19 protein-coding genes are annotated in these 24,346 nt (G+C 74.4%); 2 read left to right on the top strand and 17 right to left on the bottom strand.

Translation table 11 applies throughout. From position 1 onward, the window contains the following. The first annotated feature begins 49 nt into the window (after positions 1-49). Positions 50-3,553: a lipopolysaccharide biosynthesis protein gene (locus IE295_RS19050; RefSeq protein WP_224323202.1), complete on the top strand. Its 3,504-nt coding sequence runs from the start codon at positions 50-52 to the stop codon at positions 3,551-3,553. A gap of 34 nt (positions 3,554-3,587) precedes the next feature. Here IE295_RS19050 and IE295_RS19045 read toward each other — a convergent pair whose 3' ends face one another. From IE295_RS19045 to IE295_RS18970, 16 genes are all read right to left on the bottom strand, one after another. Then, positions 3,588-4,223, bottom strand: coding sequence for a hypothetical protein (locus IE295_RS19045; RefSeq protein ID WP_190064896.1), 636 nt, complete (start codon positions 4,221-4,223; stop codon positions 3,588-3,590). Continuing rightward, the gene (locus IE295_RS19040; protein ID WP_190064895.1) at positions 4,223-4,477 is read right to left on the bottom strand and encodes a hypothetical protein; all 255 of its coding nucleotides are present in this window, start codon (positions 4,475-4,477) and stop codon (positions 4,223-4,225) included. Before IE295_RS19040 ends, IE295_RS19045 begins: the two co-directional genes overlap by 1 nt. Positions 4,478-4,533: 56 nt before the next feature. After that, positions 4,534-5,925, bottom strand: coding sequence for a GH39 family glycosyl hydrolase (locus IE295_RS19035; RefSeq protein WP_224323190.1), 1,392 nt, complete (start codon positions 5,923-5,925; stop codon positions 4,534-4,536). Positions 5,926-6,009: 84 nt separating this feature from the next. Then, positions 6,010-6,384 carry a GntR family transcriptional regulator gene (locus tag IE295_RS19030; RefSeq protein WP_190064894.1) on the bottom strand — a complete coding sequence of 125 codons (375 nt, stop codon included), beginning with the start codon at positions 6,382-6,384 and terminating at the stop codon, positions 6,010-6,012. Positions 6,385-6,465: 81 nt separating this feature from the next. Beyond that, entirely contained in the window at positions 6,466-8,322 is a 1,857-nt protein-coding gene (asnB, locus tag IE295_RS19025) for an asparagine synthase (glutamine-hydrolyzing) (RefSeq protein WP_190064893.1), read from the bottom strand. Positions 8,323-8,503: 181 nt separating this feature from the next. Further along, a complete protein-coding gene (locus tag IE295_RS19020; RefSeq protein WP_224323191.1) occupies positions 8,504-9,691 on the bottom strand; it encodes a type III PLP-dependent enzyme in 1,188 nt (395 codons plus the stop codon). Further along, on the bottom strand, positions 9,688-11,454 hold the full coding sequence (locus IE295_RS19015) for an IucA/IucC family protein (RefSeq protein ID WP_190064892.1): 1,767 nt from the start codon (positions 11,452-11,454) through the stop codon (positions 9,688-9,690). The genes IE295_RS19020 and IE295_RS19015 overlap by 4 nt, the downstream gene beginning before the upstream one ends. A 1-nt stretch (position 11,455) precedes the next feature. Beyond that, the gene (locus IE295_RS19010) at positions 11,456-12,697 is read right to left on the bottom strand and encodes an MFS transporter (RefSeq protein ID WP_224323192.1); all 1,242 of its coding nucleotides are present in this window, start codon (positions 12,695-12,697) and stop codon (positions 11,456-11,458) included. Beyond that, complete coding sequence (locus tag IE295_RS19005; RefSeq protein WP_190064891.1) at positions 12,694-14,448, bottom strand: IucA/IucC family protein; 1,755 nt, start codon at positions 14,446-14,448, stop codon at positions 12,694-12,696. The genes IE295_RS19010 and IE295_RS19005 overlap by 4 nt, the downstream gene beginning before the upstream one ends. Continuing rightward, positions 14,445-15,668: an ATP-grasp domain-containing protein gene (locus IE295_RS19000; protein WP_190064890.1), complete on the bottom strand. Its 1,224-nt coding sequence runs from the start codon at positions 15,666-15,668 to the stop codon at positions 14,445-14,447. Before IE295_RS19000 ends, IE295_RS19005 begins: the two co-directional genes overlap by 4 nt. Positions 15,669-15,796: 128 nt before the next feature. Continuing rightward, a complete protein-coding gene (locus tag IE295_RS18995) occupies positions 15,797-16,807 on the bottom strand; it encodes an ABC transporter substrate-binding protein (RefSeq protein ID WP_190064889.1) in 1,011 nt (336 codons plus the stop codon). Between the two features lie 41 nt (positions 16,808-16,848). Then, positions 16,849-17,673, bottom strand: a complete 825-nt coding sequence (locus IE295_RS18990) for an ABC transporter ATP-binding protein (protein WP_190064888.1) — start codon at positions 17,671-17,673, stop codon at positions 16,849-16,851. After that, positions 17,670-18,728 carry a FecCD family ABC transporter permease gene (locus IE295_RS18985; RefSeq protein ID WP_190064887.1) on the bottom strand — a complete coding sequence of 353 codons (1,059 nt, stop codon included), beginning with the start codon at positions 18,726-18,728 and terminating at the stop codon, positions 17,670-17,672. Before IE295_RS18985 ends, IE295_RS18990 begins: the two co-directional genes overlap by 4 nt. Next, the gene (locus IE295_RS18980) at positions 18,725-19,759 is read right to left on the bottom strand and encodes a FecCD family ABC transporter permease (protein WP_372478917.1); all 1,035 of its coding nucleotides are present in this window, start codon (positions 19,757-19,759) and stop codon (positions 18,725-18,727) included. Before IE295_RS18980 ends, IE295_RS18985 begins: the two co-directional genes overlap by 4 nt. A gap of 81 nt (positions 19,760-19,840) precedes the next feature. Further along, positions 19,841-21,385 carry a carboxyl transferase domain-containing protein gene (locus IE295_RS18975; protein ID WP_190064886.1) on the bottom strand — a complete coding sequence of 515 codons (1,545 nt, stop codon included), beginning with the start codon at positions 21,383-21,385 and terminating at the stop codon, positions 19,841-19,843. Positions 21,386-21,397: 12 nt separating this feature from the next. Further along, positions 21,398-21,898, bottom strand: a complete 501-nt coding sequence (locus IE295_RS18970) for a ribonuclease FAU-1 family protein (protein ID WP_190064885.1) — start codon at positions 21,896-21,898, stop codon at positions 21,398-21,400. Positions 21,899-22,133: 235 nt separating this feature from the next. Between IE295_RS18970 and IE295_RS18965 the strand changes: the two genes are divergently transcribed. Then, the gene (locus IE295_RS18965) at positions 22,134-23,354 is read left to right on the top strand and encodes a cytochrome P450 (RefSeq protein WP_190064884.1); all 1,221 of its coding nucleotides are present in this window, start codon (positions 22,134-22,136) and stop codon (positions 23,352-23,354) included. Between the two features lie 21 nt (positions 23,355-23,375). Here IE295_RS18965 and IE295_RS18960 read toward each other — a convergent pair whose 3' ends face one another. Beyond that, a complete protein-coding gene (locus tag IE295_RS18960; RefSeq protein WP_190064883.1) occupies positions 23,376-24,257 on the bottom strand; it encodes an esterase/lipase family protein in 882 nt (293 codons plus the stop codon). Positions 24,258-24,346 lie beyond the last annotated feature (89 nt).

Below are 24,346 nucleotides of genomic sequence, written 5' to 3'. Positions count from 1 at the left end.
GCCCGGGCGCGGCAGCGGCACCCCGCTGTTCCGCAACGCCTTCGCGCTGATGCTCAACACGGGCATCAGCGGTGTCCTGGGGCTGGGCTTCTGGCTGGCCGCCGCGCGCTACTACACCGAGGAGTCGGTCGGCCAGGGCTCCGCGGCCATCGCCGCGATGAAGCTCCTGGCGGGCCTGACGGCCATCACCCTCACGGGGGCGCTGGCCCGCTTCATCCCGGTGGCGGGGCGGACGACCGGTTCTCTCGTCTGGCGCACGTACGCCGGGAGTTCGCTGCTCGTCGCGGTCGCGGCGGGGGTCTTCGTGCTCACGCTCGACCAGTGGGGCCCGTCGTACCGCTTCCTGCACGGGCCGCTCGCCGGGCTGGGGTTCGTCGCGGCCGCCGTGGCCTGGTCGGTGCTCACCCTGCAGGACGGGGTGCTGACCGGGCTGCGCAACGCCCTCTGGGTGCCGGTGGGCAACACGGTCTTCTCGGTGGTGAAGCTCGCGCTCCTGGTGGGGCTGGCGGTGGCGCTGCCGGTGTCCGGGGTGTTCGTCTCCTGGGTGGTCTCGATCGCGGTGTCGGTGCTGCCGCTGGGCTGGCTGGTCTTCCGGCGGCTGGTGCCCGCGCACGTCGCGGCGACCGAAAAGTCGGCGAGCCCGGCCTCCTACCGCGAGATCGGCCGCTTCCTGGCGGGGGACTGCACGGGCTCGCTGTTCTCGCTGGCCGTGGTCTATCTGGTGCCGGTGCTCGTCGCCGCGCAGGTCGGCCCCGCCGACAACGCCTACTTCTACATCACCTCCACCATCGCCGGCACGGTCAATCTGCTCGCCATCAACATGGGCGCCTCCCTGACCGTCGAGGGCTCGCACGACCCGGCGCGGCTGGCGGAGAACTGCCGGGCGGCGCTGCGCCGGATGGCCAAGATCATGGTGCCGGTGTGCGTGCTGCTCTTCCTGCTCGCGCCCTACATCCTGCGGGTCTTCGGCCGGGGGTACGCCGACGCGGCCACCCCGCTGCTGCGGTGGTTCGCGGTCGGGACGGCGCTGCGCGTGGTGATGGAGGTCTACTTCGCGGTGCTGCGGGCGCAGAGCCGCACCGCCGGACTGGCGTATCTGCAGGGGCTGCTGTGCGCGCTGGTGCTGGGGCTGACCCTGGTGCTGCTGCCGCGGATGGGACTCGTGGGCGCGGGGGTGGCGGAGATCTGCAGCCTCACGGTGATCGTCACCATCGCCGCCGTCAAGCTGCGCTCGGTGCTGCGGGCGGAGCGCAAGGCCACGCCCCGGGACGCCGAGACCCCGCCCGACGGGGACCTGGCCGATCTCGCGGTGCACGGCGACCGCGGCGACGACCGGCCCGGCGAGCGCGAGGGCGGCGCCTTCGGTACCCACCGGGCGCTGCGCTCGGCGCTCGACGCGGACACGCTGCCGCTGGGGGTGCGGCTGGACATCGACCATCCGGAGCGGCGCCCCGATGTCAGGCCCGCCTCCGGGGCGGCCGTGCGAACCCCCGCGCCCCCGGCCCCCGCCGGGGGCGCCGTGCCGCACCCCGCGCGCTGGTGGCGCCGGCCCGCGGCGGGGGTCTGGCTGCTGCTGGCGGCCGCGCTGGCGCTGTACTGGGTGCCGCTCACGGCCGTCGGCGGGGTGGACCTGGACGGCATGGGCGGGTTCGGGCTGGTGTCCGTACTGCCGGTGGCGACGCTGCTGGGCGCGGGGCTGCTGGTGGCCGCCTTCGCCTGGACGCTGTGGCTGCCGCGGCCCGGCCGGTTACTGCCGGCCGCCGTGCTGCTGGCGACCGTGGTGTCCCTGCACGCCGTGCCCGCCGTGCTGGAGGACCGGCCGCGCTTCGCCACGGCCTGGCAGCACCTGGGCTTCCTGGACTACATCGACCGCTTCGGCACGGCCGCGCCCGACCTGGACGCCCGCTGGAGCTGGCCGGGATTCTTCGCGCTGGCCGCGTTCGCCGCCCGGGCCTGCGGGGTGGACGACCTCGAGGCGGTGCTGCGCTGGTGGCCGCTGGCGATCCAGCTGCTGAGCCTGGCCCCGCTGGCGCTGCTGTTGCGCGCGGTACGGGCCGGCCGGCGGGCGAAGTGGACCGCGCTGTGGCTGTTCGCGCTGAGCGGCTGGGTGGGGCAGGACTACTTCTCCCCCCAGTCGCTGAATTACCTGTTCTATCTGCTCTTCGTCGCCGTGCTGCTGGTGTGGTTCCGCTGGCCCGGGCAGCTGCGCGGCAGACTGCTGCCCGGCGAGCGCGAGGTCGCGCCGGTGGGCCGCGGCGAGGCCGTCGTCCTGCTGGCCCTGCTGCTGGCCCTGTTCACGGCCTCCGTCGCGAGCCACCAGCTGACCCCGTTCGTCATGCTGGGCGTGGTGACCGCACTCGCCCTGGCCCGGCGGCTGTCGCTGCCCGGGCTGCCCCTGCTGTGCGCGGTGACCCTCGCGGTGTGGGTGGGCTTCCTGGCCGAGCCGTACTGGTCCGGCCACTTCGACGACCTCTTCGGCGGGCTGGGCTCGCTCGGCGGCAACGTCTCCTCGTCCGTGTCCGGGCGCATCGAGGGCGGCAGCGCCACGCACAAGGCGGTGCTCTACGTCCGCGTCGCCCTCGCGGGCGGCGTGCTGGCCCTCGCCGCCCTGGGCTGGTGGCGGCGGCGCCGGGCCGGCGTCGGCGACCGGTCGCTGCTGGTCCTCGCCTGCGTGCCGTTCCTCGCCTTCGGGATGCAGTCCTACGGCGGCGAGGTCGCCCTGCGCGTCTTCCTGTTCGCCCTGCCGGGCGCCTGCGCCCTGGCCGCCCTCGCGCTCTTCCCCCGCCCCGCCGCCCGGGACGGCGCGGGCGCACGGGACGGCGCGGCGTGGCGGGCCCCGCTGGCCGCGCTGCTGGCCGGGCTGGTGCTGGTGCTCGGCTTCCTGGTGGCCCGCTGGGGCAACGAACCCTTCGAGCGCGTGCGTCCCGGCGAGGTCGCGGCCATGGAGTACGTCTACCGCCACGACCGGCCCACCGTGCGGCTGCTGTGGATGAGCAGCGACACGGTCAACGACGTCACCCCCGCCATACCGTGGGGAGCGCGCGACATGGAACGGGTGCTGTACGAACCCACGCTCGCCCCGCGCGACCCGGCGCACGCACCCGCTCTCGTGGACAGGCTGCGCGCCGCCGGGCCCCACGCCTACCTGATGGTCAGCCGCGGCCCGTCCGTCTACCTGGAGCTCAGCGCGGGGTACGCCCCCGGCTGGGAACAGCGCCTGCGCCGCTCGCTCGACGAGCTTCCGCAGTTGCGCCGGGTGCTCGCCAACGACGACGCGGTGCTGTACGAGCTGAAGGACAAGCCCGCCGGCACCGCCCCCGAGCCGCGGCCCGGTCCGGCGGGACCGCGGGTGACCTGGACGCCGGTGTCGGTGGTCGGCGCCCTGGCCGCGGTGGTGCTGCTGGCGCTGCTGGCGGCCAGGGAGCTGGTGCGGGTGGGGATGCGGCCGGGGGTGCGGCAGCTGCGGTGGCTGCAGGGCTCGTTCTGGTTCGCGCTGCCCTTGCTGGTGGTGGTGCTGGGGTCCCTGGTGTGGCGGCTGGTGACGCTCTCGTGAGCCGGCCGTCCCCAAGGCGTCGGAACAGGAAGCGTCAGAACAGGGAGCGGTAGCACAGGGCGGCCACCGCGTGGAGGCCCGGACGCGGGCTGCCGGGCCGGTGGTGCGGCAGGACGTGGCCGTTGAGGGCGGTGACCCCGGTGTCGGGGTAGGTGACGCGGATGCCGCCGGTGCGGTCCCAGCCGGGGTCGCCCTCCAGCTCGCCCAGCCGCTCCATCGTGCTGCCGATCAGGCCGGGATGCACGTGCAGCGGGCCGACCTCGCCGAACGCGACGGTCAGCAGCGTCAGATCGCACTGCTCGGTGTCGACGTGCAGGAACACCTCGTCGTCGCCCTCGTAGTAGCCGTACGCCGCGAAGGTCGGCACGAGCAGCCGCCCGGTGAGCGCGCGGGCCGCGCCGACCAGCGCCAGGTGCACCCGGGCCAGCAGCGGCCCGCTCGCGGCGGGGGTGGCCCGGCGCGGCACGCGGCGGGCGGGGACGGGGGTGCGCGGGCCGCCGCGGGGGACCTCGGCGACGGCGTGCCGCCGCCGGCCCTCCTCCGCGACGGCCTCGGCCAGGGCCCGGCCCCACAGCCCGGCCAGCGGGACGTACCCCTGGGCCGCGAAGGCGCGCTGCTGGGCCCGGGTGACCGTGGCACGCAGCGGGAGCGGCGGGTCGGCGGCCGCCATCAGGGCGCGGTGGCCACGGGCCAGGAGGCCTCGGTGGTGTAGTGGGTCATCTCCCCCTCGGCCCGCAGCCGCAGCACGCCGACGAAGGTGTAGCCGTCCGCGAGCGGGACCCTGCCCTGCGCTCCGAGGTGCTCCTCGATGACGGCCCTGGCCTCGGGCGCCGCCCTGGCCATCTCGACGACCTCGCGGGGCAGGACGTAGTAGTTGTTCTCCGCGTCGGCGATGACCAGTGCCTGGCTCGCGTCCTCGGGCATGACGGTCGTCCTTTCGCTCGGTGGGGCGTCGCTGAGGCGGGGGCGTGCCGCCGGATTCACAGCCAGCGGGTCTCGTACGGCCCGAGCTCGACCTCGCGGCCGTCGATGAGGGCCGCGACCTTGTGGTCCCGGGTGTTGACGGCCAGCACCACGTCGGCGGAGCCGAGCACCTGGACCTGCGAGCGGCCGTCGCCGCCCACGTCCACCTCCCGCAGCTCCGTGCCGGGCGGGAAGGCTCTGGCGAAGCGGGTGAGCAGGTCCAGCATCGGCAGCTGCCCTCCCCCGTCGCCCAGTTCGGTGCTGCGCCACAGGCAGCCGGGGCAGTCGGCGCCCTGTTCCTCGGGGTTCCAGTAGAAGGCGCCCGCCACGCCCGCTTCGGCCAGCCGCATCAGGGCGCTGGCCTGCACGGCCACGCGGTGGGTCTCGCTCCACGTCTTGCGCTGGTCGTGCTCGTCGGCGGGCTCGACGTACCACTCGGCCCACCACACCGGGAGCCCCGTGGTCCGGTTGAGCCAGGCGGTGACGTCGGAGAACTTGCCCGTGGCCCGGAATTCGTCGGGCACGGTCCTGCTGCCCGTACGGGTGTAGCTGGCGCCGTCCACGACGACGAAGTCCGCCCCCTCCTTGTGCTCGTCCCAGTACTCCACCGCGTCGACGGCACGCTGGTCCACCGCACCCCAGGGGCCGCTCACCCGGGAGGCGTTGGAGCCGGCGCCGGGGGCCTCGCTGTCCATGACGACGTACGGGCCGCCGACGAGGGCGTGCTTGTTCCTCTTCTTCACTTCCTTGTAGACGAGGTTGTACAGCTCGGTGTACCCCTCGTAGTCCCAGCGCTTCCTCGATTCGTCGTAGAAGCCCTTGAACTCGTTCCAGACGATGAAGTGCCGGACCTCGGGATAGCGCTTGGCGACGACGCCGGCCAGCTTGGCGAAGTCCTTGTAGTGGGCCCGGTCGGGGGCCTTCTCCAGGGACTTCTGGGACCAGTCGGTGTGCTCGTCGCCGCCCTTCATCCAGTCGGGGGCGCAGCACAGGGTGAGGACGGGCGTGGTGCCGGTCGCGCGCATGAGCGCGACGCGCCGGTCGAGGTCGGTGAAGTTGTAACGCCCCTTCTTCGGCTCGGGGTTGTCGACGCCCCAGCCCATGATGTGCTGGTTCTGGGGCAGCCGGTCGCCCGAGAGCGTGCGCGCGGCGGTGCGGCGGGCGTCGGCCTGGCCGAGGTCGGCGCTGTACTGGGTGTGGGTGAAGCCCCAGCCGATGTCGGCGGCTGCCCCGCCGGGGCGGCCCTTGGCGTCCCCGGCCCCGCCGGGCCGTACCGCGAGGCTCACGGTGACCACCACCACCAGGGCGGCGACCGCGGTCGCGAGCAGGACGACGAGCCGTGCCCGCGGCGTCCACGACCGCCATGACGTCGCCCGCGGCGACGTCCGAGATCCACCATGACGTCCCATCACGGAAAGGGTAACCGGGGCGGATCGGACGTGCGGCACCTTCGCGGCAGGCGGGACGCCGAAGGGTCTTCCGCCCGCGCGGGCTCAGCGTTCGTAGACCGCCCGCAGCGCCTCCCGGGCGGCGGCCAGGGCGGCCTCCTGGTCCAGGCCGAGGCGGTGCGCCCGCTGGGCGTACGCGGCGGCGGCCGCCGCGGCCTCGCGCTCGGCGGTGTCGCCCCGCGCGGCGATGAACGTGCCGTTGCGGCCGCGGGTCTCGATCACGCCGTCCGCCTCGAGCGCGCGGTAGGCCTTGGCCACGGTGTTGGCGGCCAGGCCCAGTTCCTCGGCGAAGCCGCGTACGGTCGGCAGTTTGTAGCCGACCGGGAGGGCGCCGGAGCGGGCGCGCTCGGCGATGCGGGCGCGGATCTGCTCGAAGGGGGGCTCGGCGGCGTCCGGGTCGACGGTCATCTGCAAGGCCACGGTGGGACTCCTGGCTGGGCGGGCGGTGTGCCGTCCATTGTGCGCCAGGCGTGCCCACCGTGCCCGCAGGCCCGCTGGGTTTCAGAGCTCCAGGGACACGCCGTGGGACGTCAGCCAGGTGTTGAGGCCGAGGGCCACTTCGGTGGCGGCGCGGAAGGATTCGCCGGCGTCCCCGGCGAGCGCGCCGGAGACGGCGGCGGTGTCGAGGAGGGGGCGTACGGGAGCGTCCGGCTCGGCGAGCACCCGGCCGAGTTCGGCGCGCAGGGCCGCGGCGTAGCGGGGGTCCTGGGTGCTGGGGTAGGGGCTCTTGACCCGGTCGGCGACGGCGGCGGGGAGCAGGTCGCGGGTGGCGGCGCGCAGCAGGGACTTCTCGCGGCCGTCGAAGGTCTTCATCGACCAGGGGGTGTTGAAGACGTAGGAGACCAGGCGGTGGTCGCAGAAGGGCACCCGCACCTCGAGGCCGGTGGCCATGCTGGCCCGGTCCTTGCGGTCGAGCAGCATCTGCACGAAGCGGGTCAGGTGCAGGTGGCTGATCTCCCGCATCCGCTTCTGCCGGCCGCTCTCGCCGGGCAGGCGGGGGGTCTCGGCGAGGGCGTCGCGGTAGCCGGCGTCGGTGTAGCCGGGCAGGTCGAGTTTGGCCAGAAGTCCTCGGTCGAGGAGCCCGGTGCGGCCGCCGCTGCCCTCTCCGGAGAAGTGGTCGGCGACGCGGGCGGCGATCCAGGGGAAGGTGTCGGCGGCCACGTGGGCGGGGTTGTGGAACCACGAGTAGCCGCCGAAGACCTCGTCGGCCGACTCCCCGGACAGGGCGACGGTGGACTGTTCGCGGATGGCCCTGAAGAGGAGGTAGAGCGAGGTGTCGCCGTCGCCGAAGCCGGCGACGGGCAGGTCGCGGGCCCTCAGGACGGCGTCGCGGTGGGCCGGGTCGGCGAGGTCTGCGGTGTCGAGCACGATGTCGCTGTGGTCGGAGCGCACGTGCTCGGCGAGGGCGTGGGCGTAGGGGCCGTCGGGGGTGGGGCGCAGGGCGTCGGCCCGGAAGTTCTCGGTGTGGCCGGTGAAGTCGACGGAGAACGAGCGCACCGGTCCCCGCCCGGCCCCGGCCAGCCCCTCGGCGGCGAGCGCGGTGATGACGGAGGAGTCGAGTCCGCCGGAGAGCAGGGTGCACAGGGGCACGTCGGCGACGAGCTGGCGAGCGACGATGTCCTCGAGCAGTTCGCGGATGTGCGCGACGGTGGCGGGGAGGCCGTCGGTGTGCTCGCGGGCCTCGAGGGCCCAGTAGCGGCGTACGGTCAGCCCCTGGCGGCCCACGCGCGCGATGTGGCCGGGGCGCAGCTCGCGCATGCCCTTGTAGACGGCGTGGCCGGGGGTCTTGGTGAAGGCCAGCAGTTCGGCGAGGCCCTCGGCGTCGACGGCGGGGCGTACGGCGGGGTGGGCGAGGATCGCCTTGGGCTCGGAGCCGAAGAGCACGCCGTCGGCGGTGGGGTGGTAGTACAGCGGCTTGATGCCCATGCGGTCGCGGACCAGGAGGAGTTCCTCGGTGCGCGGGTCCCACAGGGCGAAGGCGTACATGCCGTTGAGGTGGTCGGTGAAGGCCTCGCCCCACTGGAGGTAGGCGCGCAGCACGACCTCGGTGTCGCTGTCGGTGCGGAAGACGTGGCCGTGGGAGCGCAGTTCGGCGCGCAGCTCGCGGTAGTTGTAGACCTCGCCGCTGTAGGTGAGGGCGAGCGGGGTGGGGCCGCCGTGCTCGGCGAGCATGGGCTGGCGGCCGCCCTCGACGTCGATGACGGCCAGCCGGCGGTGGCCCAGGGCGGCGTGGGTGTCGAGCCATGTGCCGCCGGCGTCGGGGCCGCGGCAGGCCATGGTGTCCGTCATGGCCCGGAGCGTGCCGCGGGCGGTGGTGAGGTCCTGGTCGTAGGAGATCCAGCCGGTGATTCCGCACATGGGCGGGTGTCCCTCCTCGGTAGGCGATCCCCCGTGGGGCACGGTCCGCCGTGGGTGCGGCGGACCGTGCCGACGACGCTACGCCCACATAGATGCAGCCACCATCTATGGTCGGTAAAACGGCCGGGAACCGGCTGGTGGGCGGCGGGGGAACGGCGGGCGCGGCCCCGCGGCGGCGGGCTCAGGACAGGAAGTGGAAGGACGGGGCGGGATGCATCAGGAACGCGTGGTGCGAGATGTTCCAGGCGTACGCGCCCGCCATGGAGAACGCCACCCGGTCCCCCACCCGCAGCTCCGCCACCGGCACCCGGGCGGCGAGGGTGTCCTTGGGCGTGCACAGCTGCCCGGTGAGGGTCACCGGCTCGTCCAGGGCCGCCGGGCGCGGCCAGGGACGGTCCCAGTCCTGGACGGGCAGCACCGTGAAGGGGTGGTCGTGGCCCTTGGCGGCGGGGGTGCGCATGTGGTGGGTGCCGCCGCGCAGCACCGCGAAGGCCTCGCCGTGGCTGTGCTTGACGTCCAGGACCTCGGTGACGTACCAGCCCGCGTGGACGGTCATCGACCGGCCCGGCTCGATGCGCAGGGTGACGTCGGGGTGGCGCTCGCGGAGCGTGCCGAGCCCCTGCCCGTAGCCGGCCCAGTCGAAGCGGGTGTGCGGCCTGGCATAGTCGACGGCCATGCCGCCGCCGACGTTGACCTCCATCGCGCCCAGGCCGTGCCGGTCGCCGAACTCCCGCGCCCAGGCGGTGATCCGGGCGGCGAGGGCCAGCTGCGCGGGCGCGTCGAGGCCGCTGGCGAGGTGGGCGTGGACGCCGCGCAGCCGCAGCCCCGAGCCCAGCAGCGGCACGCAGGCCTCGGCGCGGCGCGGGTCGAGGCCGAACGGGCTGGGCCGGCCGCCCATGGCGAGCGCCGCACCGCCCAGGTCGCCGTCCCCCACGGGGAGGTTGACGCGCAGCAGGACGTCCACGGGGGGTGCCGCGCCGGGCCGTCCGGCGGCCAGCCGTGCCAGCATCCGCAGCTCGTTCTCGCTCTCCACGTGCAGGCGCTCGACGCCCAGGTCGAGGGCGAACCGCAGCTCGTCCTCGGTCTTGCCGGGGCCGCCGAAGGCGAGCGGGAGGCCGGGCACGGCCCGGCGGACGTGCGCCAGCTCGCCGCCGGAGGAGACCTCGTAGCCGCTGACGTGCGGGGCGAGGGCCCGCAGGATCTCGGGGGCGGGATTGGCCTTGGCCGCGTAGTACAGCTCCACGTCCGGCGGCAGGGCGGCCCGTACCCGCTCGGCGTGCTCGTCGAGGGCGGCGAGGTCGTAGAGGTAGGCGGGCAGTTCGCCGGCCGGCAGGCGTTCGGCGTGGGCGGCGGCTCGGGGGGTGATCACTGCGCGGTGCTCCAGGGTTCGGTGCGGGATTCCGTCGGGCCTTGACCGCCGCGGGCCACCGACAGCAGGTCCGACACCAGGGGCGAGCCGATGCGGACGTAGCCGGCGTGCCGGTCGGCCTTGCGCTCCCAGCGGGTGAGGAGGTTGGCCTTGGCGGGCAGCGGCACCCCGGCGACCAGGGCCCGCAGCAGCGGCGGGTTGCCGTGCGCCTCGGCGCGCCGGGCGAGCACCCGGCGTACGGCGGACCACAGTTCGGGCTCGAGGTGGGGGTGGCGGTCGGCGAGGGCGGCGAGCACCTCGGCGAGGTGGTTGACCAGCAGGCAGTACACGACGCGGTCCCAGCCGCGCTCGCGGTCGTACGTCATCGGGCGGGCCACCTCGGGGGCGAGCTCCGCGAGGGCCGCCGCGTGGTGCTCGGGGAGCAGCTTGGTGCCCTCCAGGTCGCGCAGCAGGACCTGGCGGGGCATGCCGTCGCCGTCGACGCCCACGACGACGTTCTGCAGGTGGGGCTCGAGGACGACGCCGTGGTCGAAGTAGGCGGCCAGCACCGGCGGGACGAGCAGCCACAGGTAGTCGTCCCACCAGGCGAGCGCGCCGTCGGGGCCGGTGCCCTCGAGCAGCCGCGAGACCTGGGCGCCGGTGGTGGGGTACTCGTCGGCGACGGCTCCGGCCAGCAGGGCGGTCAGGCCGGGCGCGAGGCGGGCGTCGAGGCCCTCGCGGACGATGACGCCGAAGCCCTCCGCGAGTTCGCGGCTGCCGAGGTCCAGGGTGCGGTAGCCGGGTTCGCGCAGCAGGGCGGCGCCGGGGAAGCGGGCGGCGAGGTCGCCGGCCACCGGCTCCAGCAGGCGGGTCAGGGCGACGGCGCCGGTCAGCTCGTACTCGGCGTTCTTGCGCAGGCAGTTGGTGATGCGGATGTTGAGGCTGAACTTCAGGAAGTCCCGGCCGTCGTAGAGCGTGCGCACCGAGGCCGTGGGCGCGAAGTCCGCCCCGCGCTCGCCGAGGTCGAGGACGTCGCCGCGCTCCCTGGCCGCCCGCAGCGCGGGGTGGCCCTCGAGCATGGCGTACTGCCACGGGTGCGCGGGCAGCAGGACGTAGCCCTCGGGCACGCTCCCCTGCCGGTCGAGCGCGGCCAGGGCGCCCGGGCGGGCCGCCTCCTCGCGGACGAGCTCGCGGCGCACGGCCAGGTGGCGCAGGGGGAAGGAGGCGCGCGCCTCGGGGGCGTAGCGGGCCCAGTCCTCCGGGGAGCCGGTGCGCGCCTTGGGGGTGGGGTGGAAGCGGTGGCCGAGGAGCAGGGACTGCTCGGAGTCCAGGTAGCGCCCGGCGGGGGTGAGGTCGCCGGCGGCGGGGCGCCAGGCCTCGAGGGCGGCGGTCACGCCCGCGTGGCCGGCGGCGACCTGGCCGAGGAACTCGTCGTTGCGCACGCCGGTGCGCAGTTCCAGTTCGTGGTGGATGTACTCGGCCAGCGTCCGCCAGGGCAGTTCCGTCCAGACTCCGTCGCGCTGTTCGGTGACCGGTCCGGTGAAGCGGTGGGCGCCGATCAGGGAGGCGCGGCGCAGCCGGACCCGCAGCAGGGCCCCGCCGCGCGGCAGTCGCAGCAGCAGGTGTCCGTCGGTGACGGCGGTCTGGTGCTCGGGGCCGGAGACCTCGCGCAGCAGGCAGTTCAGGAGCGTGTGGGCGACCACGTGGTCGGCGCCGGGCAGGCCGGCGGGCGCCGCCGGGGGGCGCGGGCGCAGGGAGGCGGCGGAGGAAGCGGAGGAGGACATTTCAGCGACTCCAGCGGAGGAGGGTTGGCGTGCTGACGAGCGCCGTCAGGGCTGCGACGGCGGATCCCGCGAGAATGGGGGCGGCCGGGCCCCAGACGTCGTTGGAGACGGCGGCCACCGACCCCGCGACGACGGCCCCGGCCTTGGATATGAACTCCAGGGTTCCGAACATCCGGCCGGGCCCGCGGCCGCGGCAGGCGTCGGCGGCGAGCGCGGACAGGCTCACCAGGCCGAGGGTCATGCCGGCGCCGAGCAGTAGCCGCAGTGCGACGAAGGAGACCACGGTGCCGGCGCCCCAGTGCCCGGCGAGGGCCACGGCCACCAGGGCGAAGCCGCTGACCGCGCCGAGCAGCGGGCGGTGGGCGACGGCGGTGTGCACGGGCCGGGCCAGCAGTGGATAGCAGACGTGCGGCAGGGCGAAGAGGACGCCGCTCGCGAAGGACCCGAGCCCGGGCAGCCGCTCCTCGACCAGGGTGATCAGGTACGGGTAGGAGATGACGGTGGCCAGCACGAAGGCGAACTCGAGGGCGAACAGGGCGCGTAGCGAGCCGGTGGCCGCACGGCCTTCCTCCGCGTCGCCGTTCTCCGCGCCGCTGTTCTCCGCGTTCCCGGCCTCCGCGTCACCGGCGGCCGGCGTCCCGGGCGCGGGGCGCGGTGGCTCGGGAAGCGCGGCCAGCATCAGCGCGGCGGCCAGCGGCAGCACGGCGAGCAGGGCGTACTGGCGGTGCGGCGAGACCCACGGAGAGAGCGAGCCCACCACGATCGGGGCGGCGACGAGCGCGAGCCGGGCGGCGCCCTGCATCAGGGTCAGCGCCCAGGACAGGCGGTGCCCGTCGAGGGCGGCCGCGAGGTAGCCGTTGGAGGCCGCGAACGTGCCGCCGAGGACGCCCTGCAGGACGAGGGCGGCGGTGAAGGCGGCCAGGCTGTCCGCCCATCCCGCGAGGAGGAAGGAGACGGCGAGGCCCAGCTGGGCGCGCAGCAGCAGCCGCTTGCGGCCGTAGCGGTCGGCGAGCCGCCCCCACAGGGGGGCGCCGAGCGCGCCGAAGACGGTCGGCACGATGTAGAGCAGCCCGGCCCAGCGGGCCTCGGTGTCGCCGAGCGAGGGCAGGATCGCCGTGAGGTAGGGCGGCAGGCCCAGCGCGGCGAAGGAGGCGACGAAGTAGCAGGCCGCCACCGCGTGGATCTGCCGGGTGCGCAGGCCGGCGGGTGCCTGCCGTTCGGTGCGCTCCAGGACGGCGGTCACCGGGCAGCCCCGCGCAGGTAGTTGGGGCCGTCGACGTAGTGCTTGTTGATGTCGGCGGCGCCGGAGCGCTCCTTGGTGAGCAGGGTGCCCGCGGTGATCATGGCCTTGACGGGGAGCCGGTCGGCGTCCAGGACCCGCGCGCGCAGCACGGCGGCGGGGCCGGGCGTGAGCCGCTCCACCGCCTGGGCGAGCCGTTCGCGCAGCTGCCGCAGCCACTGCTCCAGCGTTCCCCGGCCCAGGCGGGCGAGTTCGAAGGCCAGGGCGCCCGCGCACAGGTGGACGGTGATGGTGGCGAAGACGTCGGCGACGGGGCCGTCGCCGGCCACGAGGATGCGCCGGTCGTCGAAGCCCAGCAGGTCGGCGGCCTCGCCGCCCAGGCGTGCGGCGAGCCGGACGGAGTGCACGCGCGGCCCGTCGTTGTCCTTCAGCAGCAGCCGCATCCGGGGCCGGCCGTCGATCTCGTCGAGGACGACGGAGGTGTTCTGCTGGTGGGACTCGAGGGCTATGCCGTACGAGAAGAGGGTGGTGTGCCAGTCCAGCAGCAGCGTCAGGTAGGCGTCGACCAGGGCGACGAGCGATCCGCCGTAGTACCGCTCGGCGAGGGCGTCGGCCACCAGGCGTCCGTCGGGGGTGCGGGCGAGCAGTCCGGCGACGGTGACGACGTGGGCGCCGGCGAGCCCGGCCGGGTAGCGGCGGACCAGGGCGGCCAGCAGTTCGTGGCCGGCGCCGAGGTGGGTGCGTTCGTCGGCGATCAGGACGGCGCCGGCGAAGCGCGGCTCGGCCGCGATGATCTCCTCGAGCAGCCGCTGGCCGACCTCGCCGTCCAGGAGGGTGCCGGGCTTGATGGTGCGCCGGTTGCGCAGGCCCAGGGTGGCGGTGGCCAGCGGGAGCTTGAGATGGGTGTCGGGGTCGTCGGCGACGGCGACGGTCCGCATCGACAGGGTCGGCGTCGCCTCCAGCCAGGGCTTGTCGGCGAGGTGGGCGGAGCCGGTGAGCCCGGTGGCGGCGAGCGCCTCGGCGAGCGGGGCGCCGGCGGTCAGGGGGTGGACGGGCAGCGCCAGGTGGGTGGTGTCCAGGTGCGGCAGGCCGAGGGCCGCGGGGGTGGGCCACCAGTGCGGCAGCCCGGCCCGGTCGCCGGTGACCGCCGCGTGCGGCACGGCGAGCCAGCGCAGGTCGAAGGAGGGGTGGAACTCGGGGGCGTAGGCGCGCAGTTCGTGCTCGGCCAGGCCCGAGCGGGCGCGTCCGGTGGGGTAGACGGGGTGGTCGCGGAAGGCGGCCAGGGTGTCGAAGGCGAGCGAGCCGCGCATTCCGGTCCAGCCGGCGGTGGAGTGGCCGTACGCGTCGGCCAGCCGCTCCACGACGCCGTCGCGCACCCGGCCGTGCAGCCGGAGCGCGGCGAGGGCCTCGTCGCACTCGGCGAGGAAGGCGTCGAAGCCGGCCCGGTCCTCGGGGGCGGCCGCCGCGCGCAGCCGGGCGAGGGCGGGGCGCAGGCCCCGCACCGGGCCCTCGGCGGTCTCCAGGACGGCCTCGCGGGCCCGCACCTCGCACTGGAAGCCCTCGGGCCCGACCGGCAGCAGCAACGTTTCCCCCGTGACGGGGAGCCGGAGCCAGTCGCCGTCGGGACGCCTCTCGGCGACCGCCTTGGAGCGCAGCTGGTAGGCGTCCTCGCGCAGCAGGGTGCTGAGCACCCTGCCGAGGAGCTCCTCCTCCAGCGCGTCGCGCGCCGGTGCGGTCGTCTCGGCCGCGCTCATGAGACGATCTCCCATCGCCGGGCAGCCAGGAATTCCGCGACGGCACGGTCGATCCGGTCCTGATCGGTACCGGTCGCCCGCAACACCCCCAGGTAGTCGCGGTTCGTGCGGTAGTGCGGGTGTTCCTCGCCGAGCTCGCGCAGTGGCCGGTAGACCAGCTCGACCCCGTCGCGCTCGGTGTCGCTCGCCCCGGGCGCGGCCTTGAGGACGCCGCCGCGCCCGGCGCACACGTACTCCATACGTACCCGGCCGTCGGTGCGCGCACCGAGTTCGGCCGGGAGTGGCTCACCGAGGTGGGTGCGCAGGACGTGTTCGAAGAGCGGAATGTCCAGCAGCTGGGCGAGGACGAGGTCGCACTGGTCGCCGATGGAGCGGTAGTTGACCTCGATGAGGCGGGCGCGGTCGCCCTGGACGACGTACTCGGTGTGGCAGACGCCGAAGCCGACGCCGAGCGCCCGCAGCTGGTCGAGGACCTGCCCGGTGTGCGGTCGGGGCGGCTCGGGCAGCAGGTCGAGGCGTTCCTCGATGAAGTACGGCAGCGGGGAGAGCTGTGTCCGGAAGGCGGCGTAGGGGTGCAGGGTGGTGCCGTCGCCGAGGGTCTCCAGGGTGTGCAGCTCGCCGTCCAGGTACTCCTCGACGACGAGGGCCGCCCCGGGCCGGCGGGCGCGGATCTCCCGGCAGCGTTCGGCCAGTTCGGCGGCGTCGTGCACGAGGACGACGTCCTCGCTGGCGACGCCCTCGCGGGGCTTGACCACGCAGGGGAAGGGCAGGGCGGCGTCGGCCAGTTCGGTGACGTCCTGCTCGGGCCGCAGCTCCACCGAGCGGACGGCGTCCAGGCCGGCGGCGGCCAGGGCCCGGCGCAGCTGGGCCTTGTCCTTGGCGTTGTGGGCGGCCTTCCAGTCCTTGCCGGGCAGGCCGAAGTAGTCGGCGGCCAGGGCCGCCTGGGTCTGCAGGTGGTCGCTGTTGGTGAACACGGCGTCGGGCCGGCCGAGCTCGGAGACGCGGCCGATGACCTCACGGAAGTCGCGTACGTCGCAGTGCACCAGCTCGAGTTCGGGCAGGGGATCGCCGCCGTCGGCGACGTGGCGCGCGTACGCCCGCCGGTGGGCTTCGGGCTGGTCGGTCAGGAGGGTGACCGCCAGGCCCAGGCGGGCGGCGGCGGGCAGATAGCCCTCGGTGACGGAGTCGGTCGGGTTGAGCGCGAGAAGATGCAGCCGCACGGGGGCACCTTTCGGGAGGCAGGGGTGTCGGGGCGCTCGTGCCGGCCGCGCCGCATGCGCGGCGCGGCACGAGCGGTGGGGAGGAGGGTGGTGCGGGGCGGCCGTGGGGTGCCGGCCGCCGGGGCGGGCTACTTGGGGGCGTCGACGCCGGCGGCCTTGGCGATGTCGTCGAGGACGTGGTTCGCGGCCTGGACGCCGATGCCGGACATCCACGTCTCGTCGGGCACCTGGACGACCTTGCCGTTCTTGACGGCGCCCAGGCCCTTCCAGAGCGGGTTCTCCTGGACGGCGTCCTGCTGGGTCTTCTTGGGGTCGTCGGCGACGGTCACGAACACCATGTCGGCGTCGGCCTTGTCGATCTGCTCCGGGGAGACCTCGAGCATCGGCTTGTCGACGTCCTGCGACTCGGGGCGGCGCAGGCCGGTGTCGGACAGGACGATGCCGCTGAAGGACTGCTTCTGGTAGAGGCGGGTGGGGCCGGCGACGAAGCGGACGACGGAGGCGGTCGGCATCTTGCCGTCGTTCTTCTTCTTGATCTCCTCGCCCAGGGCCCTGGCGCGCTTCTCGTACGCGTCCATGGCCGAGGCCGCCTCCTTCTCCAGGCCGAGCGCCTTGGCGTGGACCTTGAGGTTGTCCTTCCAGGGGGCGCCGGTGGTCTCGGTGAAGACGGTGGGGGCGATGCCCTTGAGCTTGTCGTAGACCTTGGCGTGGCGGACCTTGGAGGACAGGATCAGGTCGGGCTTGAGCGACATGATGCGCTCGATGTTGGGCTCGGCCATGGGGCCGACGTCCTTGGTGCTCCTGACCTTGGCGGAGAGGTAGGAGGGGAAGCCGCCCTCGGTCTTCATGTGGGGGGAGACCGCGCCGACCGGTGTGATGCCGAGCATGGTGACGTCATCGAGCTCGCCGGTGTCGAGGACGACGACGCGCTTCGGCTTCTTCTTGATCTCGGTGGTGCCCATGGCGTGGGTGACCGAGCGCGGGAAGCCGGCGCCGGAGGCGGCCGGCTTGTCCGCGCCCTCGGCCTCGTTCTTGTCGTCGCCACCGCAGGCGGCGAGCGCCGAGCTGCCGATGATCACAGCGAGCAGCGCCGTGGACACTCTGCGCATTCTCTTCGGGGCGGGTCGGGGCACGGTCATGGCGGGGGTTCCTTCTTCGAGCGGTTGGAGGTGGGGGGAGGTCAGGAGGCCGCGGGCGTCACGCGTCTGCGGGAACGGCCGCGCGGGACGACCAGGGGGGTGCCGGTCTCCGGGTCGGGGACGACCCGGCAGGGGACCCGGAAGACCTCCTCGACGAGTTCGGCGGTCAGGACGTCCGCCGGGGGCCCGGCCGCGGCCGGGCGGCCGTCGCGCATGACGACCAGGTGGTCGGCGTAGCGGGCGGCCTGGCCGAGGTCGTGCAGGACCATCACCACGGTCCGGCCGGCCTCGGTGTTGAGCTCCTCGACCAGGTCGAGCACGTCGAGCTGGTGCCGCAGGTCGAGGAAGGTCGTGGGCTCGTCCAGGAGCAGCAGCGGGGTGTCCTGGGCGAGGGCGAGGGCGATCCAGGCGCGCTGGCGCTGGCCGCCGGAGAGTTCGTCGACGGCCCGGTCGCGCAGGGCTTCGGTGCCGGTGCGGGCCAGGGCCTCCTCCACGGCGGCCTGGTCGGCGGCGGACCAGGGGGTGAGCATGCGCTGGTGGGGGTAGCGGCCCAGGCGTACGAGCGCTTCGACGGTGATGCCCTCGGGGGCGACGGCCTGTTGCGGGAGGAGTCCCATGCGGCGGGCCAGGGCGCGGGCGGACATCCGGTGGATGTCGGCGCCGTCGAGGGTGACGGTGCCCGCCGTGGGGGCGAGCAGCCGGGCGAGGCCCCGCAACAGGGTGGACTTGCCGCAGGCGTTGGGGCCGACGACGGCGGTGACGGCGTCGCCGGGGAGGGTCAGGTCGACTCCGTCGACGATGACGGTGGCGCCGTAGCCGAGCGTCAGGCGCTGGGCCGCGAGCTGGTTGGCGTTCGTCGCGCTCATCGGGTGGCACTCCCAGCGTTGGGCTTCATGTGGCGCAGCATCAGTACGAGCAGCCAGGGCGCCCCGAGCGTCGCGGTGAGGACGCCGACGGGCAGCCCGTGGACGGGCAGGAGGTGCAGGACGGCGAGGTCGGCGCCCAGCAGCAGGACGGCGCCGGTGAGCGCGGTCAGCACGAGCGTGCCGGCGGTGGGCGGCCCGGCCAGGAACCGCGTGATGTGCGGTACGGCCAGGGCCACGAAGCCGACGGGCCCGGTGAGGGCGGCGGCGACGGAGGCCAGCACGACGGCGAGGAGCAGCAGGCGCAGCCGGGCGGTCTTCGGGGGCAGGCCGAGCGCGCCCGCGCTGTCGTCGCCGAGGTCGAGGACGGACAGTTGGCGGTGGCCGAGCAGGGCGGCGGCGATGCCGGCGAGGATCACCGCTCCCCCGGCGTCGACCTCGGTCCAGGTCCGTCCGTAGACCGAGCCGGTGGTCCACTGCAGGGCGGAGGAGGCGAGTTCGGCGGGGAAGCGGACGATGAGGAGGTTCACGGCGGCGGCGAGGCCGGACTGCACGGCGAGGCCGACGAGGACGAGCCGGGAGACGGTGAACCCGCCGCGCCAGGCCAGCAGTCCGAGCAGCACGGCCGCGAGCAGGCCGCCGCCGAGCGCGGCCGGCGAGATCAGCGCGGCCGGGGCGCCGGAGGCGATGACGGCCACGGCGGCCAGGGAGGCGCCGCCGGTCACGCCGACCACGTCCGGGGAGGCGAGCGGGTTGCGGGCGACCCGTTGCAGGATGGCGCCGGCGACGGCCAGCCCCGCTCCCGCCGTGGCGGCGGAGAGCACGCGGGGGGCGCGCAGTTCCTGGACCAGCATGACGGTGCCGGGGTCGCCGAGCCCGGCCAGGCCGCGCAGCGCGTCCAGGGGCGGGACGGACACCTCGCCGGTGCCGAGCCCCACCGCCATGAGTGCGATGAGGAGGGTCACGGCGACCGTGCTCAGCAGGGCGGTCCGCCGGCGCTGCCGGGCGAGCGCGCCGCCCGTCGCGCGGGGGGCCGTCGCAGTCGTCGGGGAGGTCATCGCGCCACCTTCCGGGCGAGGAAGGCGAGCATGGGCGCGCCGAGCAGGGCGGTCACGATGCCGACCTCCAGCTCCACGGGGCGCAGCACGACGCGGCCGAGGATGTCGGCGGTGAGCAGCAGCAGCGGGCCGGCGACCAGGCAGCCGGGCAGCAGCCAGCGGTGGTCGGCGCCCACGGCCTTGCGTACGAGGTGGGGGGCGGCGAGGCCGACGAAGGAGAGGGGGCCGGCGACGGCGACGGAGGAGGCGGCGAGCAGGATGACCGCGACGCCCCCGGCGGCGCGGATCCTGGCGACCGGGACGCCGAGCGCCTGGGCGGTCTCGTCGCCGAGGGCGAGGGCGTTGAGCGCGGGCGCGATGGCCAGGGCGAGGAGGAGGCCGACGGCCAGCGGCACGGCCACGGGCAGCAGGATGCCGGTCTGCCGTCCGGCGAGCGAGCCCGCCAGCCAGAACCGGGCCTCGTCCAGGGTGCGGTGGCTGGTGAGCATCACCGCGGAGGTCCAGGAGATGAGCACGGCGTCCAGCACGGTGCCGCCGAGCGCGAGGCGTACGGGGTCCAGGTCGCCGGCCCGGCGGGCGAGGGCGAGGACCGCGAGGGTGGCGAGCGCCGCGCCGGCGAAGGCGAAGGGCAGGTACTGGGCGGGGTGGGTGAGGTGCAGCGCGTAGCTCGCGACCACCACGGCGAATCCGGCGCCGTGGTTGATGCCCAGTGTCGCGGGCGAGGCGAGCGGGTTGCGGGTGACGCCCTGGGCGACGGCGCCCGCCACGCCGAGGGCGGCGCCGATCACGACGCCGATCACGGTGCGGGGGACGCGCAGGCCGGTGACGACGAGGCCGTCGCGGCTCTGGTCGCCGTCGGTCAGGGCGTGCCACACCGTGGCCAGGGGCACGGAGCGGGAGCCCGCCGCGAGGCTGAGGGCCGCGCAGGCGACGAGCAGGGCAGCTCCCCCAACGAGGAGGAGCGTCCTGCGCGTTGTCGCGGGCCGGCCGGCGGCGGACCGCGACGCCCGGTCCGGCGGGGCATCGGTCACGTTCACGGGGACGACCTTAGGTTAGGCAAACCTAACCTTGTCAATTCCTCCTGAACGTATACCCCGAATGATCCCTTTTCTTTAGGGTTGAACAACACCCGTGCCGCCGAGGCGCCGATAGCGCGACCGGCGCGCCGCGCGCCGCTCCCGCTGGTCACGCGCCGTCAGAGCAGCCATGTCCCCTCCGATCACCCGCCCGAGAACCATGAGGAAGTCCCTGTCCTCCGGTTGTCCTTCCTCTACGATGCGGTCCACGATTCCGTTCGCCAAGAGGTCGGCGGAGCGCACCCCTTGACGGGCGGCGATCTCGTACGCCCGGTCCGTCGTACGGTGCAGGATCGCCGAGGCGCCCTCGGGCGGCAGCGGCGAGAGCCAGGCGTGCCGGGCCGCCACCACCCGGTCCGCCGGAAGCAGCGCGAGGGCCGCGCCGCCGGCCCCCTGCCCCAGCAGCAGGCACAGGGTGGGCGCGGGGAGGTTCACCAGGTCGGCGAGGCAGCGGGCGATCTCACCGGCGAGCCCGCCCTCCTCGGCCTCCCGCGAGAGCGCGGCACCGGCCGTGTCCACCACGGTGAGCAGCGGCAGGCCCAGTTCGGCCGCGATCCGCATGCCGCGCCGGGCCGCCCGCAGCCCGGCGGGCCCCAGCGCCTGCCCGGCGGCCGGGTCGGGGTGACTGCCCCGGTCGTGGCCGAGCACCACGCACGCGGTGCCGCCGACGCGCGCGAGCGCGAGCAGCAGCCCGGGGTCGCGCTCGCCCGCGCCCGTACCGCTCAGCAGCGTGACATCGGTGGCGGCGGCGCGCAGGAACTCGCGCACGCCCGGCCGGTCGGGCCGCCGCGACCGGCGGATCGACTCCTCCACCGGCGGCGCGTCCTCGTACGCCACGGGCGCGGCGTCCTCGGCGGGCGGGGCGCCCTCGCGCTCACCGGCGGCTGCGGCGTCGCCGTCGGCGCACAGCACGGACAGCGCCCGCGCCGCGACCTCCGCCAGCCGTCCGGCCGGCAGCACCGCGTCCACCAGCCCGTTCGCCAGCAGGTTCTCGGCGACCTGGACGCCCGGCGGGAACTCCTCGCCGTACAGCGCCTCGTGCACGCGCGGGCCCAGGAAGCCGATGAGGGCGCCCGGTTCGGCGGCGGTGAGATGGCCGAGCGAGCCCCACGAGGCGAGCACGCCACCGGTGGTGGGGTGACGGAGATACACCAGGTAGGGCAGGCCCGCCTCCTTGTGATCGGTGATCGCACCGGCCACCTTCACCATCTGCAGGAAGGCGATCGTCCCCTCCTGCATCCGCGTCCCGCCCGAGGCCGGCGCCGCCAGCAGCGGCAGCCCCTCGGCGGTGGCCCGCTCCACGGCCCGCACCAGCCGCTCCCCCGCGTCCACGCCGATCGACCCCGCCAGAAAACGGAACTCGCAGGCCACCAGGGCCACTCGGCGGCCGTGCACCCTCCCCTCACCGGTGATCACCGACTCGTCCAGCCCGGTCCGCTCCCGGGCGGCGAGCAGATCGGCGCGGTAGTCCGGATCGTCCGTGGTCAGCGCGACGGGCTCGTCCCAGCAGCGCCAGCTGCCGGGGTCCACGACGGCCAGGACGAGGTCGAGGGCGGAGGTGCGCTTGCCGGTATCGGTCATGCCGTCACCCTGTCACGCCATGGCCAGAAGACCACCGAAGCCGCCCGAACGGGCCAGCACCTCCAGCTCGTCCAGCGCCCGCACGGCAGCCTCGGCGGCCTCCGGGTCGCGCCCGGCCAGGCCACTGGCGGCGAACTCGTCCTCGTCCAGGCGCAGGACGCTCGCCCCGTCCGCCGAGACCCACAGGTCGAGGTCGAGGTCCTCCACGACGAGCGCGCCCCGCGAGGCGACGACGGGCCGGGTGACGTCGCAGTACCAGCCCTTGAGCACCCCGCCCGCGTCCCGGACCTCCTTGACCGCGTACCAACGGTCGCGCCAGTAGTGCTCGGTGAAGACGTCACCGTGCTCGAACCGCACGAACCCGAAGTCACGCGTCCCGTCCCCGGCCCACGGCGCCGTGACGACGGCGTGCGTGCCGTCGTCGTACACGACCTCGGCGGGATAGCTCACCTTGGTCCGGCCGGCCTTGGTGAGGGTGACGGAGATGCCGCCGGGCGTGAGTGCGTCAGTCATGATCGCAGCGTCTCCCGGACCAGGGCGGTGTCGCCAGCGATTTACGGCTTACCGCAGGGCGGCGATGAACGCCGCCCGGGCGGTGGGGTGAAGACGAGAGCGGCCCACTGGGCCACGCGGATGGGCGTGCGCCAAAGGACGACTCACGACTCACACATGAGGGTGCCGAACTTGGTGCCACACATGCGCCACCACCCCCTTGCTTGTGATGCCATCATGATGCCACGATGGCGCCATGGAACCCACACGCCATGTCGACGACCTGACAGCTCTGCCGCTGGACCGTCCCACGGGCTGTCCCTTCGACCCGCCCGCCGGACTGGCGGAGGTGCGCGAGCAGCAGCCGCTCGTGCGGATGCGCTACCCCGACGGCCACTTAGGGTGGCTGGCCACCGGTCACTCCACGGTCCGCGCGATACTCGCCGACTCCCGCTTCAGCTCGCGGTACGAGCTCATGCACTATCCCGTCCCGGGCGCGGAGTTCACCGAGCTTCCTCCGGCGCCGGTCGGCGACCTCACCGGGATCGACCCGCCCGAGCACACCCGCTACCGGCGGCTGCTGGCGGGGAAGTTCACGGTCCGCCGGATGCGCGAACTGACCGCCCGCGTCGAGCGGATCGCGGCGGACCACCTCGACGCCATGGAGCGGCACGGTCCGGCGGTGGACCTGGTGGAGGCGTACGCGCACCCCGTCCCGGCGCTGATGATCTGCGAACTCCTGGGCGTGCCCGAGGCCGACCGCGAGGCCTTCACCCGACGTGCCGCGGCGATCGGCGACCCGGACGCGGCCCCGGAGCAGCGGCTCGCCGCCATGAACGGGCTCGGGGAGTTCGTGCACGAGCTGGTCCTCGCCAAGCGGGCCGCCCCCACCGAGGACATCCTCAGCGATCTGACCGCCACCGATCTCAGCGACGCCGAACTCGCCGGCATCGGCGGCTTCCTGCTCGCCGCCGGGCTCGACACCACCGCCAACATGATCGCCCTGGGCACCTTCGCCCTTCTCGGTCATCCCGAGCAGGCCGGGGCCCTGCGCGCCGACCCCTCCCTCGCCGACCAGGCGGTGGAGGAGCTCCTCCGCTATCTGAGCATTGCCCACACCGGGGTCCGGACGGCCCTGGAGGACGTCGAGGTGGACGGCAGGCTCGTCAGGGCCGGTGAGTCGGTCACCGTCTCGATCCAGGCCGCCAACCGGGATCCGGCGCGCTTCGCCGAGCCCGACACCCTCGACCTGCGCCGGGGAGCCACCGGCCATCTGGCCTTCGGCCACGGCGTCCACCAGTGCCTGGGCCAGCAACTGGCCCGCGTCGAGATGCGGGTCGCCCTGCCGGCCCTCTTCACCCGCTTCCCGACCCTGCGCCTGGCCGTCCCGCCCGGGGAGGTGCCCCTGCGCGCGCCCGACGCGAGCCTCTACGGGGTGCGCCGGCTCCCCGTCACCTGGGACGTGGAACCGGCCTGACGTACGGGGTCCGAGGCCCCGTCAGCTCACCATCGAGGCGCAGTTCGCCGGGGTGGCGTTGGCGGGGTCGAGGGCGTTGGCGGCCTCGTGGAAGGCGACGCGGTCGATCGTGCCGACGGTCAGGTGCATCGAGATGTCGACCGGGCAGAGGTCCTGGACCGTGACGTTGCGGACGTTCGGGCCGGAGAGGAACTGGGTCTCGTAGGGCGTGACGACCTCGTCGTAGCGGGTCGCGATCACGGTGTAGCGGACGCCGGGCACGGTGTCGCCGCCCTCGTTGAGGCGCTTCATGAAGTCCGAGCCGACGACCTGGTCGGTCAGGCCGGGGGCGGTGGCGCTGATCACGCCGCGCGCGCCGGGGACGATGTCCAGGAGCTTGGTGATCCCGGACAGCGTGGTGCCGTGGTTGTTGGGGGCGATGCCGACCAGGGCGCCCACCTTCTTCGCGCCGCCGTTGAACTTCATGTACTGACGGGGGATCATCCCGCCCTGCGAGTGGCCCACGATGTCGACCTTGTCGGCGCCGGTGGCGGCCAGCACCTTGTCGACGTCGCCCGCCAGTTCCTCGGCCGACTTGGCGACGGGACCGAGGCCGTAGAAGGCGGGGACGCCGGGCAGCTTGCCGTAGTCGAAGGAGAAGACGCAGTAGCCGCGGTTCACCAGGTAGGGGGCGAACGCCCACCAGTTGGTGGTGGAGTTCTCCAGCGTTCCGTGGACGAGGACGACGGGGCGCGGGTGGGCCGCGGAGGGCTTGCAGGAGAAGTCGTTCCAGCCACTGCTGACGGTGGTCGCGGCGGCCGGCGCGGCGCTCGCGGTCGTCGGCACGGCGGCGACGGCTGCGGTCAGAGCCAGTGCGGTGCATACGGAGCGGAGTGACTTCCAGGATCTGCGGCGCAGCTTCACTTTGGACTCCTCGCAGGTGGGGGGTGGGTATGCCGAAGAGCACCGGCAAGGGGTGTTACCGGCGCATTAAAAGGTCGTTAACTTACTTG

Source organism: Streptomyces griseocarneus (assembly GCF_014655595.1).
Taxonomy (GTDB): domain Bacteria; phylum Actinomycetota; class Actinomycetes; order Streptomycetales; family Streptomycetaceae; genus Streptomyces; species Streptomyces griseocarneus.
The sequence above is the reverse complement of the archived record's forward strand: the minus strand, read 5'-3'. Positions and strand labels throughout refer to the sequence as shown.